The organism is Mesorhizobium sp. M0870 (genome assembly GCF_040319775.1).
In the GTDB taxonomy this organism is placed as follows: domain Bacteria; phylum Pseudomonadota; class Alphaproteobacteria; order Rhizobiales; family Rhizobiaceae; genus Mesorhizobium.
This window is the reverse complement of the sequence record NZ_JAMYOI010000004.1, coordinates 150229-163950: the sequence shown is the minus strand read 5'-3', so window position 1 is coordinate 163950 and position 13722 is coordinate 150229. Positions and strand designations below refer to the sequence as shown.

The following is a 13722-nucleotide window of genomic DNA, read 5'->3' as shown; positions in this document are numbered from 1 at the left end:
CGTTTTCCCACAGGCTGGCGGGATGCGATCCGTTCGGCAGAGCGTTGTCTGCAGAAGAGGAACCGGTTTGGCATCGATATGGCGTTATCTTCTGGCAGGTCTTGGTCTGGCTGCCTTGCTGGTCGGCATTCTCGCGGTCGTTTACCTGACGGCGCCGCGGTCGGCGCGGCCCGCCGGCCCGGATGTCTCTCGGACGAAGAACACCGCCAACGGGCTGTTCGTGGCAAGCTTCGCGCCGGAGCGAGGCGTTGTGCGGCTAGGCCAACTGCAATCCTGGCTGCTGACGCTGAAGACAAAGGCTGGAGCTCCGGTGGAAGGGGCGGCGATCGCGATCTCCGGCGGCATGCCGCTGCACAGTCACGGCCTGCCGACCAGCCCGCAAGCGACCGACTATCTCGGCGACGGGCGTTACCGGATCGAAGGGGTGAAATTCACCATGAGCGGCTGGTGGCAGCTGCATTTCGCCATCTCGGCCACCGCAGGCTCCGATACGGTGCTCTTCAACGTGGTGCTGTGAGCAGGACATGAGGCGGCGTTCGCGTTTTCTGGCGCTAATGGTGGCCGTTGTCCTTACCGGCTGCACGAAGCCGGATTTTTCCGACGCCGAGAAGACGACCATCGCCTCGCTGGCGCTGTCGTCGCTGCCGGCGCTCAAGCCCGACACCACCGATCGTTTTGCCGACGTGCCGGCGGCTGCCGCACTCGGCTCGACGCTGTTCTTCGACCAGGGCATGAGCGGTGACGGGTCGATATCCTGTTCGACATGCCACAAGATCGACCGCCAGTTCCAGGACGACCTGCCGCAAGCCGTCGGCGTCGGCCGTACCAGCCGGCGGACCATGCCGCTGGCCGGCGTCGCGCGCGATCCCTGGTTCTTCTGGGACGGCCGCCGCGACAGCCTGTGGGCGCAAGCGCTGACGCCGCTCGAAAACCCGCTGGAGCAGGCGGGAAACCGCACCGCCTACGCGCATTACATCAAGGCGCGCTTCGGCGAGCGCTATGAGCGCATCTTCGGGCCGCTGCCCGATCTTTCGGGCATGCCGTCGAATGCCAGCCCGCTTGGAAACGATGCCGAGAAGGCGGCCTGGAATGCGATGAGCGGCGCGCAGCGCAGCGCAATCGACGGCGTCTTTGCCAATATCGGCAAGGCGATCGCCGCCTTCGAACGCTCGATCGAGCCGGCGCCGACGCGTTTCGACCGCTTTGCGCTGGACCTCGCCACCGGTGCCGAGCCGAAGGGCGATGCTGTCTTTTCCAAACAAGAAATCCTTGGACTTAAACTGTTCATCGGCAAGGCCAATTGCGTGACCTGTCATAACGGCCCGCGCTTCACCGACAACAGCTTCCACAACACCGGCGTGCCATCCGTTGCGGGCCTGCCGCCGGATCGCGGCCGTATCGATGCCGTGCGCCAAGTCGAGGCGGACCCGTTCAACTGCTTCGGCGCCTATCGCGATGGCGACGCCAGCGCCTGCGGCGAGTTGCGCTTCATGGTCAAGGATGCGCCCGAACTCGTTCGCGCCTACAAGACGCCATCGCTGCGCGGTGCGGCAACGCGGTCGCCCTACATGCATGCCGGGCAGTTTTCGTCGCTCGACGAGGTCGTGGCGCACTACGCCAAGGCTGCACCCAGCGTGGAGGGTACGTCCGAAGTTCATCCGCTGGGGCTGTCGGATCGTGAACGTGCGGCGCTGGTGGCTTTCCTGAAGACGCTTTCGGAGTGAGTTAGAGCCCGATCCATCCCGATGTATCGGGATGGGGCTCTACGTTTGACCATGATCTTGTCCGAAAACCGGCTTCCACTTTTCGGGATCATGGTCATCGATCCTTGACTGTCTCCATCGCCACGAAGGTCGAGGTCTGGGCGACGTGGGGCAGGGCCGAGATGCGTTCGCCGAGGACGCGGCGGTAGGCGGCGATGTCCCTGGTGCGGACTTTCAGCAGATAGTCGAAGCTCGACGCCATCATGTGGCACTGCTCGATTTCCGGCACGGCCTGCACGGATCGGTTGAAGGCATCGAGCGCGGCGGACCTGGTGTCGGACAATTTCACCTGGACGAATGCAACATGGCCTTCGCCCATGCGCTCGCGGTCGATGATCGCCTGGTAGCCCCTGATGTAGCCGTCCTTCTCCAGCCGCTTCACCCGCGCCTGCACCGGCGTTTTCGACAGGCCGACGTTTGCCGCCAGTTCTGACATCGAAAGCCGGCCATCGCTTGCCAGCGCCGCCAGGATATTCCTGTCGATGCGGTCCAATTGGTCTTCTGTCATCGAAAATGCAGTCCATATGTCGGTTTTGAGCTGCTACGATAGATCGAATGACCTGCAATGTCGATTTCTTCGGACCGATTGAAAATTCGCATCTGTGCTAGCTTCCACCATTCGGTCCGGTGACCGCCGGCCCGATCCCTTTGCTCGATCCATGGGACCGCCATGCCAGCGCTCGATGCCATCCGCCAGCAGATCCGCGCCAACTACCTGCCCGATGAAGACGAGGCCGTGAAGCGGCTTGCCGACGCGACGGCGCTCTCCGGGAAAGACCGCAAGGCGATCTCGGCCCGCGCCGCCGATCTGGTGCGGGCGGTGCGCGGTTCGTCCGATCCCCGGCTGATGGAAGTCTTCCTCTCGGCCTATGGTCTCTCCACCAAGGAAGGCGTCGCGCTGATGTGCCTGGCCGAGGCACTGTTGCGCGTGCCCGATACCGAAACGATGGACGACCTCATCGCCGACAAGATCGCGCCGCACGACTGGTCGGCGCATTCGGGCGGTTCGAGCTCCATCTTCGTCAACGCCTCGACTTGGGCGCTGATGCTGACCGGCCGCGTCCTCGATGAGGGCGAGGGCGGCATCGAAGGCACGCTGCGCTCGATGGTGCGGCGGTTGGGCGAGCCGGTCATCCGCAAGGCGGTGGCCGCCGCCATGCGCGAGATGGGCGAGCAGTTCGTGCTCGGCCGCACCATCACGGAAGCCGTCAAGCGCGGCCGGCCGATGACGCAGAAGGGCTACCTCTATTCCTTCGACATGCTGGGCGAGGCGGCCCGCACCGAGGCCGACGCCTTGCGCTATCACAAGGCCTATGCCGACGCGATTTCGTCGCTCGATTCCGGCTCCAACGGTCCTGACATCAGGCAGAACCACGGCATTTCGGTCAAGCTTTCGGCGCTGCATCCTCGCTACGAGGTGGCGCAGAAGGAAGAGATGCTGCCTGTGATGGCCGAGCGGCTCTTGTCGCTGGCGCTTGCCGCGCGCCATTCGCGTATGGGCCTCAACATCGATGCCGAGGAGGCCGATCGCCTCGATCTGTCGCTCGACGTCATCGAGCGGGTGCTGGCCGAGCCGGAGCTCGCCGGCTGGAACGGCTTCGGCGTGGTGGTGCAAGCGTATGGGCCACGCGCGGCCTTCGCCATCGATTGGCTCTATGCGCTGGCCAGGAAATACGACCGCAACATCATGGTGCGGCTGGTCAAGGGTGCCTATTGGGACACCGAGATCAAGCGGGCGCAGACGCTCGGACTGTCAGGCTATCCCGTCTTCACCCGCAAGACCAACACCGACGTTTCCTACATGGCTTGCGCGAAAAAGCTGCTATCGATGACCGACCGCATCTATCCGCAATTCGCCACCCACAATGCCCACACCGTCGCCGCCATCTTGGCGATGGCGGATAATCGCGATTCCTTCGAGTTCCAGCGCCTGCACGGCATGGGCGAGGCGCTGCACGAGACGGTGCGACGGTCCGAAGGCACACGCTGCCGCATCTACGCGCCGGTCGGTGCGCATTCCGATCTGCTGGCCTATCTGGTCCGCCGGTTGCTGGAGAACGGCGCCAATTCCTCCTTCGTGCACCAACTGACCGACGAGGACGTCGAGCCGGAGGACATTGCGCGCGATCCGCTCGAAACGGTCGAGAGCCAGGGTCCGGCCACCAATCCGGCGATTGCCCGGCCTTCCGAGATTTTTGGGGCCGGGCGTCGCAATTCGAAAGGATTCGACATCACCGACACGGTGACGCTGGCGGCGATCGACAAGGCCAGGGTGGCCTTCGCTGGGCCGGATCGTTGGCATGCCAAGCCGATCACCCGTGCCGCCGGCTACGGCAAGCAGCGTCCCATAGTCAACCCAGCAAAGCCTTCCGAAGTGGTCGGTACGGTCAGCGAAGCCGCCGCCAAGCAAGTCGCGACCGCCGTGCGCTTTGCGGTGGAAGCGCAGCCGGCATGGGCAAAACGTTCCGTCGCCGAGCGCGCTGCCATCCTCAACCGTGCCGCCGTTCTCTATGAATCCAAAGCCGTCGAGTTCTTTGCACTCGCCACCCGCGAGGCCGGCAAATCGCTGGCCGACGGCGTCGCCGAAGTGCGCGAGGCGGTCGACTTCCTGCGCTACTACGCCACCGAGGCGGCCAATGCGGAGGCGGGCACGCAAGCGCGCGGCGCCATCGTGTGCATTTCGCCGTGGAATTTCCCGCTCGCCATCTTCACCGGCCAGATCGCGGCCGCACTTGTCACCGGCAATTCGGTCATCGCCAAGCCGGCCGAGCAGACGCCGCTGATCGCCTTCCGGGCTGTCGAGCTGCTGCGCGAGGCCGGTGTGCCGGAAGACGTCATCCAGTTGCTCCCTGGCGACGGCCCGTCGGTCGGCGGGCCGCTTACATCAGATCCGCGCATCGCCGGCGTCTGCTTTACCGGCTCGACCGAGGTCGCCAAGCTGATCGAGAAGCAACTGGCCAAGACGGCCGCGCCCAACGCCATGCTGATCGCCGAGACGGGCGGCCTCAACGCCATGATCGTTGATTCCACCGCGCTGCCCGAACAGGCGGTGCGCGACATCCTCGCCTCGGCATTCCAGAGTGCCGGCCAGCGTTGCTCGGCACTGCGCGTGCTCTATGTGCAGAAGGACGTGGAGAAGAAAATGCTGGAGATGCTGAAGGGCGCCATGGAGGCGCTCAGCATCGGCGATCCCTGGCGGATTTCGACCGATGTCGGCCCTGTCATCGACGACGAGGCGCAAAGCTCTATCCGCGAGTACTGCACGAAAATGGGCTTGCAGGGCCGGCTGATTGCCAAGCTCGAAGCGCCGAAGGAAGGTCGCTTCGTTGCGCCGCATGTTTTCCGCGTCAAGGGCATCGAGGACATGGAGCGCGAGGTGTTCGGGCCGGTGCTGCATGTCGCTACGTTCGACGCCGACGAAATCGACGCGGTCATCGCCGCCATCAACCGCAAGGGCTATGGCCTGACCTTCGGCCTGCACACCCGTATCGAGGGCCGCGTGCAGCATTTCGTCGACGGCATCCATGCCGGCAACATCTACGTCAACCGCAACCAGATCGGCGCCGTGGTCGGCTCGCAGCCGTTTGGTGGCGAGGGGCTTTCAGGCACCGGGCCGAAGGCCGGCGGCCCGCACTACCTCCGCCGGTTCCGCAAAGGGCCGGAGGCTGGCACCCATTTGCAGGATGGCCATAAGGTCACGGCGACCGAGCTTGCCGACAATCTGCCTGATCCCACACTTGGCGGCTGGTCGACGCGTCCGGACCGGATCGCCATTCTGAGGAAGCATCTGCGCGGCAAGGGTGCTGCGGCCATAGGTGCGGCCGCCGGCATCGATTTCGGCCAGATCGACCTGCCCGGGCCGACCGGCGAGGCCAACACGCTCTCGCTCTCGCCACGCGGACGGGTGCTGTGCCTCGGTCCCGATGGCGATACGCTGCTGGCGCAGACGATCCAGGCGCTCGCCGCCGGCAATGCGGTGCTGGCCGTGGCGCCCGGCGCACCGGCTGCCCTTTCCCCATTGACCGGCAAGGGCTTGCCGCTGGCCGCCATCGATGGTCGGCCGGATCCGGTCGAAGCACGCTCACTGCGCGTCGATGTCGTCGCCTTTTCGGGCACGCCGGAGGCTGCACGCATCGTGCGCAAGGTCATCGCCGACCGCTCCGGCCCGATCGTGCCGCTGGTCAGCGAGGTACTGAACCCGGCGGCCTATGCACATGAACGGGCTGTCTGCGTCGACACCACCGCCGCCGGCGGCAATGCGAGCCTGCTGGCCGGAGCTTGAGCCCGGCCAGTATTTAAGCGCCTTCGACGACCGAAAAACCTTCGAACTGGGGGTGACCGAGATAGTGGACCTTCGTCGTGCCGACATTTCGATGGGCGGCGCGGAAATTCTCCGACTTGGTCCAGGCGATGAAATCCTCGTGGCTCGCCCACACCGTGTGCGACGCAAACAGCGTGTAGCCTTCGGTCTCGTTGACCGGGCCACGCAGCAGGTGGAATTCCCGAAAACCCTTCATCTCAGCGAGGCTGGAATCGCGGTTCTTCCACACGGCTTCGAAATCGTTCTCCGAGCCGGTCTGCACCTTGAAGCGGTTCATGGCGATGTACATGGCGGTTCCTCTCGTGCGGATGTTGATGATTGGCGGCTGCAGCGTTTGTTCTGCGCACATTCAAAATGGGCCGATTTCGGTCTCGAACTCCAAATTTGCGCTTGCTGCCTGTGGTGGAATTGGAGGGAAGGGGGCTGCCTTGCGGACAATGCCAAGCGCCGCCTGATCGAAAGCCGCCGACCCTGAGGTCTCCAGGATGCGCAACTCGTTTATGTTGCCCTTCCTGCCTATGACGAAGGTGACAACCGCATTGTTGCGTGCCGCCAGCTGTAGGGAAGGCGGGAGGGTGCGATTGACGCTGCCGAGTTTTCTAAAAACATCGCCGCGGTAATTGTCTTCCGCGGCCGTGCCTGCCTCTTTTTGCCTTTTGCCCTTGCTGGCTGCTTGCGCCGACCGGTCCTCGCCATTCGCCGTGCCGCGCTTCTCATCCGCCGTCTTTGAAGGGGCAGCTGCCGACGTTGGCCTGGCGCTGGGGATCGGTGGCTGCTTTGGAACGGCGACAGGCACTTCGGCGCTCTCGGCCTGCACGATCGGCTGCGCCGGCGTTTCGGCCTTGGGAGCCACGCTCTGGTCATCGGGGCGAGGGGCGCCGGCCACCAATATGTCGGGCGTCACCGTCTGCTGTTTGGCAGGTTCCGGCAAAGGCTTGAGCGGCTTTGCTGCGTCCTTCGCGGGTTGCGAAGGCTCTGTTGGCGGCGTTGGCTTGGGCGGCGTTGCCGGCTGTGGTTTGGCGGGTTGCGGGTTCGGCACCAGTGCAACGTTTATTGCCGTCGGGTCCTTGTCCAGCGCGCTGCCGACCACGTTGGTGCCCGACTGTTCACTGCCTTCCGGCTGCTCGGCATCTTGGAAACTGGAAGTCCCCGTAGGGGAGATCAGAAAGGCCGCTGCCACCGCGGCATGGAGCAGGCAGGAGACGACGATCGCCGCCGTCCACTTGCGGTTCCAGGCCGATGGCCGCGGTAGCGCGAGCGGCTCGGTTGGCTCTATCGCCAGCTCGGCGCTGGCTTCGGGGAGGGGACTGATATCCTGCATGTCTCGCCGCGAGACCTGCAGCGACAAGAGCAGAATTGTCAAATCAAGATCGTTCGCTCGCAGCGGCAGTCGGCAGTGGCCGGCAACTGGCCACGCCGCATTGTTTTGCAGGAATGCGGGATGCAGTCCCACCTTAGACTCCGAAAGCGATCCCGGTCTTGGTGTCCGTCTTCAGCTTGCGCATGCAGGCGTTCGGTTCGACGCCGGTACCGGTGCATTCGGTCGCGCTGTTGATCAGCACGCGGCTGACTTTCGAGCACTCGGTGCCGGCCAGATCGAAACGCGTCACCTTGGTCTTGCCCGCCGGCAATTCCTTGAAATCGAGCACGGTCAGCCGGTCGACGACGCCTGCCTCGTTGAACAAGGCGATCTCGAACGCAGCCTTGGACAGGTCGGCGCCGAGATTGTTGTTGACCACGAACGTCAGGCGGCAACCCTTGTCGGAAGGTTGCGCACCATTGAGTTCTAGGGTGAGTGCGGGGACCGGCGCGGACTCTTGTGCCCACGCCGGAACCATCGCAAGCGACATCGCCAGCATCGAGGTCAGCAGACGAAGGGATGTCATCAAGCTCGTCATGGTCATCAGCCTCCAAATCGCATCGTCGCCGCCAGCTTCAGGGTGACGCCGGGCTCGTAGGCCGCGAAGACCGGCTGCGGCGGCTGGCCGGCCGTGGTCAGGTTGAGCGGGTTGGCGTATTTGACATCGAACAGATTGTCGGCGCGGAAATCAATCTTCAAATTGTCCGTCGCCTGGTAGCTGGCAAAAGCATTGACCAGCGTGTAGTCCTCGGCGATCGGGTTGCCCTTGGGCTTGCCATTGTATTGCACTTCGCCGCCCACGGTTAGCTTGTCCTCGAGGAAGCGCAAGCCGAGCTGCGCGGTGACCTGGGATGAGGGGATGGTCAGCAGATCGGCCCGAACGTCCCTGTAGGAAATGGTATGACCATTGGTGATTGAGGCCGAAAGCCCGGCATAGCCCCATCCGGCATCATAGACGCCCTCAAGTTCGAAGCCGTCGATCTTGGCCTTGGCAAAATTCTGGTACTGGAAGCATATCGGGATACCGGGTCCGCTCGGGCAGCCGGCTGTCGGGTCAAACCGCGACAGGGTAACGCCATCGATGTAGTCTTCGACATCGTTGTTGAAATAGGCTGCCTTGATGCGCAGCGCATCGTCGGCTTCGAGGATATCATTCTGCTTGTAGTTGACGCCGAATTCGACGGTCTTTCCGGTTTCCGGCCGCAGATTGGGATTGGGCAGGAACGGGAAGGTGACACCCGCCGGATGGCGACCGCTGATCAGTGTTTCCGACAGGGAGGGTGACCGGTATCCTTCCGCATAGGTGCCGTAGAATTGCAGGCCGGCAAGGCTGGCGCTGTCGAAAGGCGAGACGCCGACGGTGATGCGCGGCGACAACCGGTCCCCCGACGTTTCGTGTGTGTCATCCTTGAGGCTGTAATTGTCGTAACGCAGCCCGGCGATGACTTCGAGCCACTCCCAGGTGAGCTTGTCCTGGACATAGGCGCCGGAGACGTTCCGCTTACCGGAAGGCGTATAGAAGCTGTCGCCACCGGCCGTGCCGCCGGTCTCGACGTTATCGCCGGCCCAGTCGCCGCCATAGGTCAGTTCGTGCGCGATTCCCGCGGTCTCGAATCTGGACGTGTTCCAAATGTCGATGCTGGTCGTGCCGATGTCGAATGTCGATGTCGAGCCAGCCGGCAAAACAACTGGAAGGCCGGTGCTCGGATCAAACCGGTTGAGAGGCACGAGGCTGGTCAGATCGAGATTGGTCTTGTTGTAGGAGGTGTTGATATGGAGATCGAGCCAGCTCTTGTCCTCATCCGTAATGTTGTAGCGGGCGGTGAAGGTGTTCGACTTCAGGTCGACGTCATTGACCGGCACGCCGCCGCTGATCTCGTTCCAGCCGTCGCTCGAGCCGACCCAACCGAGCTTCAGTTCGCTGTTGTCGGTCGGGCGGATGGTGGTCTTGAGCAGACCGCTCAGCACATCGAAGCCGGTGCCCTTGACCGTGTCGCCACCGCCATCCTTGTAGTCGTCATAGTTGCGGTAGACGATGTTGCCGAGCACATCCCAGTTCTCGTTGAGGCGGTAGGCACCGGATGCGCTTGTTGTCCAGCCCTTGCCGTTGCTCTCATAGCGTCCCGTGACGGAGCCGGCCCATGTTTCTTCCGGCTTGAGGAAATCCCCGGCGTCCTTGGTATCGAAGAAGACAACGCCGCCGATGGCGCCCGAGCCGTAGGTGTTGGCGACAGGACCGCGGATCACGTCGACGGATTTGACGAGTTCGGGGTCGATGTAGAAGGTCGACTGCGTGCCGTGGTCTGAGCGCTGGAAATTCTGGCGCGCGCCGTCGACAATGACCGCGACGCGGCCGAAATCCTGCAAGCCGCGGATGTTGATGCTGGTGCTGACACGCCTGGCGTCGGCCTGCGCGGCGACACCGGGCACGCCGAGCAGCATCTCGTTCGGCGTCGTCGCCATGCGGCGGTCGAGCTGTTCCTGGCCGACATGGCTGGTCGATGCCAGCGATTCGATCGCCGTTTCGCCGGTGCGGCTGATGACGAGGATCTTGTCGAGCAGCGTTGCGCCCGCTTGTGCCGCCTTTTCTTCGTCGGCCTTCTTCGTTTGATCTGTCTGCTGGTCCGCCGGCTGCGCCGCCTGCTGAGCGTTGGCCAGCTGCGCCGACAAGGCGATCGCCGCCACGCTTGCCAGCAAAGCCGCTGCGCCGTTCGCCGCCGACCGGCCGCGCCATTCCCAAGTCACAAACCCCATGCCCCAACTCCAAAGTCCAGGTTTCATGCTGGCTGGCCCGGGGCTGGCTGGCATTTTTGATCATGTCCGGGGTCTTAAATGTTGACTCATTTAATCCGGTATTGCACTGACTAGTAAACATGATTATTCAAGTCAAGAAATGAATCGGATTACGCAACGCCTAGCCAGACGCCCGGCACAGGAAAGGGATCCATCCAGATGAACACCCACAATCCCAACGATTTTCGCTATCGCGTCCGCCGTTCCGACGATGCCTCCGCCCGTTTCGACCGGGTTCCGCTGGCGGTGCGAACCCTGTCCAGCAACACCCTGTTCCAGGGCGAGCACGAGATCGGCATCGAGCATCATGGCGCGCTCTATCGGCTGAAGATCACCCGCCAGGGCAAGCTCATTCTCAACAAGTAAGGCAAGGCCACAGGGACCAAGACATGGACCAGCGCGTAAAACCCGCCCCGCATGAAATCCGGCGGGCACGGACAGACAATCCGAAGACGCGCGAGCGTGATCTCGCCGCCCAGCTCGGCATTTCGGAGGCCGAGCTGGTCGCAGCCCACTGCGGCGACGGCGTCGTCCGTGTCGAGCCACGCGTCAACGATCTTTTGACCGGTCTCGAAGCCGTCGGCGAGGTCATGGCGCTGACCCGCAATGAAAGCGCGGTGCACGAGAAGATCGGCGTCTATGACAAAGTCGTCACCGGCAACCACAATGCCATGGTGCTTGGCGAAAACATCGACCTGCGCATCTTCCCGAAGGTCTGGGCACACGGCTTTGCCGTCGAGAAGCGAGACGGCGACGAAATCCGCCGCAGCCTGCAGTTTTTCGATGCGGCGGGCGAGGCCGTGCACAAGGTGCATTTGCGTCCGGCCTCCAGCCTCTATGCCTATCAGAAACTGGTTGCCGCGCTCGAATCGTCCAATCAGGAGCCGACGGTCGACATTTCAGGACCACTCCCCGATGACGAGATCCATGGCGACGAAGCGAGCGCCAATCTCGACGATCTGCGCGACCGCTGGAGCCGGCTGACCGACGTGCACCAGTTCTTCGGCATGCTGAAGACGCTGAAGCTGAGCCGCCGGCAGGCGGTCCGCCTGGTCGGGCAAGACTATGCCTGGCAACTCGACAATGATGGCGTCCGTGCCATGTTCCATCACGCCGCGGAGGGCGAGATGCCGATCATGTGCTTTGTGGGAAACCGCGGATGCATCCAGATCCATTCCGGTCCGATCAAGTCGATCAAGCCGATGGGGCCATGGATCAACGTGCTGGACGAAACCTTCCACCTGCATTTGCGGACCGACCACATCCAGGAGGTCTGGGCGGTGCGCAAGCCGACCAAGGACGGTCATGTCACCTCGCTTGAGGTCTATGACGCCGACGGCAAGATGTTCATCCAGTTCTTCGGCAAGCGTCATGAAGGCGAAAGCGAGCGGGACGACTGGCGCTTCCTGGCGGAAAACCTGCCGCGCATCCCAAGCCCGACCGCAGCCTGAGGAAAATGCGATGCGTTTTTTCCCAAGATTGTCGACCGTGCGCGGATCTATTTTCGGGCCGGTGATCGGTCTCTCCATGGCTGTTATCGCACTGCAATCCGCCAGCGCCATGGAAGGCACGGCCGTGTTTGCCGATCCTTCGAAAATCGTGGCCGTTGGCGGCTCGATCACCGAGATCGTCTATGCGCTCGGCGAGGAAAAGCATCTGGTGGCTCGCGATTCCACCAGCCGGTACCCAAAGGCGGCGCTTGAGCTGCCCGATGTCGGCTACATGCGCGGGCTGTCGCCGGAGGGGGTGCTGTCGGTTAACCCGACCGGCATCCTGGCGCTGCATGGCAGCGGTCCCAAGCAAGCCGTCGATGTCTTGAAGAAGACGAGCGTCCCGTTCATCGAAGTGCCCGAGCACTATAGCCACGAAGGCATCCTCGAAAAGGTCCGTATCGTCGGCAAGGCGCTCGGCGTCGATGCCAAGGCCGAGGTGCTCGCCGGGGAGCTCGATGCCAAGCTCACGGCAGCTGAGAAGCAGACGGCGTCGATCAAGGAGCGCAAGCGCATCCTGTTCGTGCTGTCGATACAGGGCGGCAAGATCCTGGCGGCCGGCAGCGAGACCGCGGCCGACGGTATGGTCAAGCTGGCTGGCGGCGTCAACGCGGTCGAGGGCTTTTCCGGCTACAAGCAAATGTCCGACGAGGCGATCATAACCGCCAGACCGGACGTGATCCTGATGATGAGCAATGCCGGGCCTCCGGTGTCGGACGACGAACTGTTCGGCAATCCGTCGATCGCCTCGACGCCGGCCGGAACGGCGCGCAAGCTGATCCGCATCGACGGTGCCTATCTGCTCGGCTTCGGGCCACGCACGGCCGATGCCATCCACGACCTCGCTGTCTCGCTTTATGGCGGGCAGGTCACGGACTGAACGGGCGGATCATGGTCGATCAATCGATCGCCGGCCCGGTGATGGCAAGCGTATCCGAAGGCGACCGGTCGGGCCGCGCCCGCATCGTCATCCTTCTGCTGTGCCTGGGGCTCGCGGCTGCCATTTTTCTGTCGCTGACATCGGGGGCTTCGGACGCTTCGGCCGTCAACGTCATTGGCGACTGGCTGTTCGGCACAGTGCCTGATGACGCCGCGGTGAGCGCCCGCGACAGCCTGATTGTCTACGACATCCGCCTGCCGCGCATCATTCTCGGCATGCTGGTCGGCGCGGCGCTCGCGGTCTCCGGCGCGGTCATGCAGGGACTGTTCCGCAATCCGCTGGCCGACCCCGGCCTGATCGGCGTCTCGGCCGGCTCCAGCCTCGGCGCGGTTGCCGTCATCGTGCTCGGCGCCACGATATTGGCTCCGGTGACCGTCTTGCTCGGCACGCTCGCATTGCCGCTGGCGGCCTTCTGTGGCGGGCTCGCCACCACGCTGGTGCTTTATCAGGTCGCGACGCGGCGGGGGCAAACCTCGGTTGCCACAATGCTGCTTGCCGGCATCGCGCTGGCGGCGCTCGCCATGGCGCTGACCGGCATCCTCATCTTCATGGCCGACGATCGCCAGTTGCGCGACCTGACCTTCTGGCAACTCGGATCGCTCGGTGGCGCGACCTGGGCGAAGATCGCGTCGGTAGGGCCGATCATCGTGCTGGCGCTGGCGGCGATGCCGTTCCTGGCACGCGGCCTCAACGCGCTGGCGCTTGGCGAGGCGACCGCCGGTCATCTCGGCATTCCGGTGCAGCGGTTGAAATACACGGCTATCGTCGGCGTCTCTGCCGCGGTCGGCGCATCCGTCGCCGTCAGCGGCGGCATCGGCTTCGTCGGCATCGTGGTGCCGCATCTGCTGCGCCTGCTGATTGGTCCGGACAATCGCTATCTGCTGCCGGCGTCGGCGCTGCTCGGCGCCTCGCTGCTGCTTCTGGCCGATGCGGTCGCACGCACCATCGTTGCGCCGGCCGAACTGCCGATAGGCATCGTCACCGCGATAGCGGGCGCGCCGTTTTTCCTTTGGATCCTGCTGCGCAAGCGCGGCGTGGTTGATTTGTGAGGCTTG

The 13722-nt window shown here is 63.7% G+C and carries 12 protein-coding genes; 7 read left to right on the top strand and 5 right to left on the bottom strand.

Features of this window, described 5'->3' with window-relative positions:
• Window positions 1-67: 67 nt before the first annotated feature.
• Together NKH97_RS07090 and NKH97_RS07085 are read left to right on the top strand one after the other, a co-directional pair.
• Window positions 68-517 carry a FixH family protein gene (locus tag NKH97_RS07090; protein ID WP_023812254.1) on the top strand — a complete coding sequence of 150 codons (450 nt, stop codon included), beginning with the start codon at window positions 68-70 and terminating at the stop codon, window positions 515-517.
• A gap of 7 nt (window positions 518-524) precedes the next feature.
• Window positions 525-1724, top strand: coding sequence for a cytochrome-c peroxidase (locus tag NKH97_RS07085; RefSeq protein ID WP_352439884.1), 1200 nt, complete (start codon window positions 525-527; stop codon window positions 1722-1724).
• A 94-nt stretch (window positions 1725-1818) separates the two neighbouring features.
• On the opposite strand, the gene NKH97_RS07080 is transcribed toward NKH97_RS07085, so the two are convergent.
• Window positions 1819-2271: an Lrp/AsnC family transcriptional regulator gene (locus tag NKH97_RS07080; protein WP_023812252.1), complete on the bottom strand. Its 453-nt coding sequence runs from the start codon at window positions 2269-2271 to the stop codon at window positions 1819-1821.
• A gap of 162 nt (window positions 2272-2433) precedes the next feature.
• Between NKH97_RS07080 and putA the strand changes: the two genes are divergently transcribed.
• Window positions 2434-6045 carry a bifunctional proline dehydrogenase/L-glutamate gamma-semialdehyde dehydrogenase PutA gene (putA, locus tag NKH97_RS07075; RefSeq protein WP_023812251.1) on the top strand — a complete coding sequence of 1204 codons (3612 nt, stop codon included), beginning with the start codon at window positions 2434-2436 and terminating at the stop codon, window positions 6043-6045.
• Window positions 6046-6058: 13 nt separating this feature from the next.
• Here putA and hmuQ read toward each other — a convergent pair whose 3' ends face one another.
• From hmuQ to NKH97_RS07055, 4 genes are all read right to left on the bottom strand, one after another.
• Entirely contained in the window at window positions 6059-6373 is a 315-nt protein-coding gene (gene hmuQ, locus NKH97_RS07070) for a heme-degrading protein HmuQ (protein WP_023812250.1), read from the bottom strand.
• A gap of 60 nt (window positions 6374-6433) precedes the next feature.
• A complete protein-coding gene (locus NKH97_RS07065; RefSeq protein WP_352795856.1) occupies window positions 6434-7447 on the bottom strand; it encodes a TonB family protein in 1014 nt (337 codons plus the stop codon).
• 91 nt (window positions 7448-7538) lie between these two features.
• Window positions 7539-7982 (bottom strand): hypothetical protein, encoded by a 444-nt coding sequence (locus NKH97_RS07060; protein ID WP_023812248.1) that lies wholly within the window; start codon window positions 7980-7982, stop codon window positions 7539-7541.
• Between the two features lie 5 nt (window positions 7983-7987).
• Window positions 7988-10198: a TonB-dependent hemoglobin/transferrin/lactoferrin family receptor gene (locus tag NKH97_RS07055; RefSeq protein ID WP_352609578.1), complete on the bottom strand. Its 2211-nt coding sequence runs from the start codon at window positions 10196-10198 to the stop codon at window positions 7988-7990.
• A 198-nt stretch (window positions 10199-10396) separates the two neighbouring features.
• On the opposite strand from NKH97_RS07055, the gene hemP reads away from it, so the two are divergent.
• The 4 genes from hemP to NKH97_RS07035 are packed head-to-tail and all read left to right on the top strand — an operon-like array spanning window position 10397 to window position 13716.
• The gene (gene hemP / locus NKH97_RS07050; protein WP_023757683.1) at window positions 10397-10603 is read left to right on the top strand and encodes a hemin uptake protein HemP; all 207 of its coding nucleotides are present in this window, start codon (window positions 10397-10399) and stop codon (window positions 10601-10603) included.
• A 23-nt stretch (window positions 10604-10626) separates the two neighbouring features.
• Window positions 10627-11688: a hemin-degrading factor gene (locus NKH97_RS07045; RefSeq protein WP_023812246.1), complete on the top strand. Its 1062-nt coding sequence runs from the start codon at window positions 10627-10629 to the stop codon at window positions 11686-11688.
• A 10-nt stretch (window positions 11689-11698) separates the two neighbouring features.
• The gene (locus tag NKH97_RS07040; RefSeq protein ID WP_023812245.1) at window positions 11699-12607 is read left to right on the top strand and encodes a heme/hemin ABC transporter substrate-binding protein; all 909 of its coding nucleotides are present in this window, start codon (window positions 11699-11701) and stop codon (window positions 12605-12607) included.
• An 11-nt stretch (window positions 12608-12618) separates the two neighbouring features.
• Complete coding sequence (locus NKH97_RS07035) at window positions 12619-13716, top strand: FecCD family ABC transporter permease (protein ID WP_128303990.1); 1098 nt, start codon at window positions 12619-12621, stop codon at window positions 13714-13716.
• The last annotated feature ends 6 nt before the right edge of the window (window positions 13717-13722 follow it).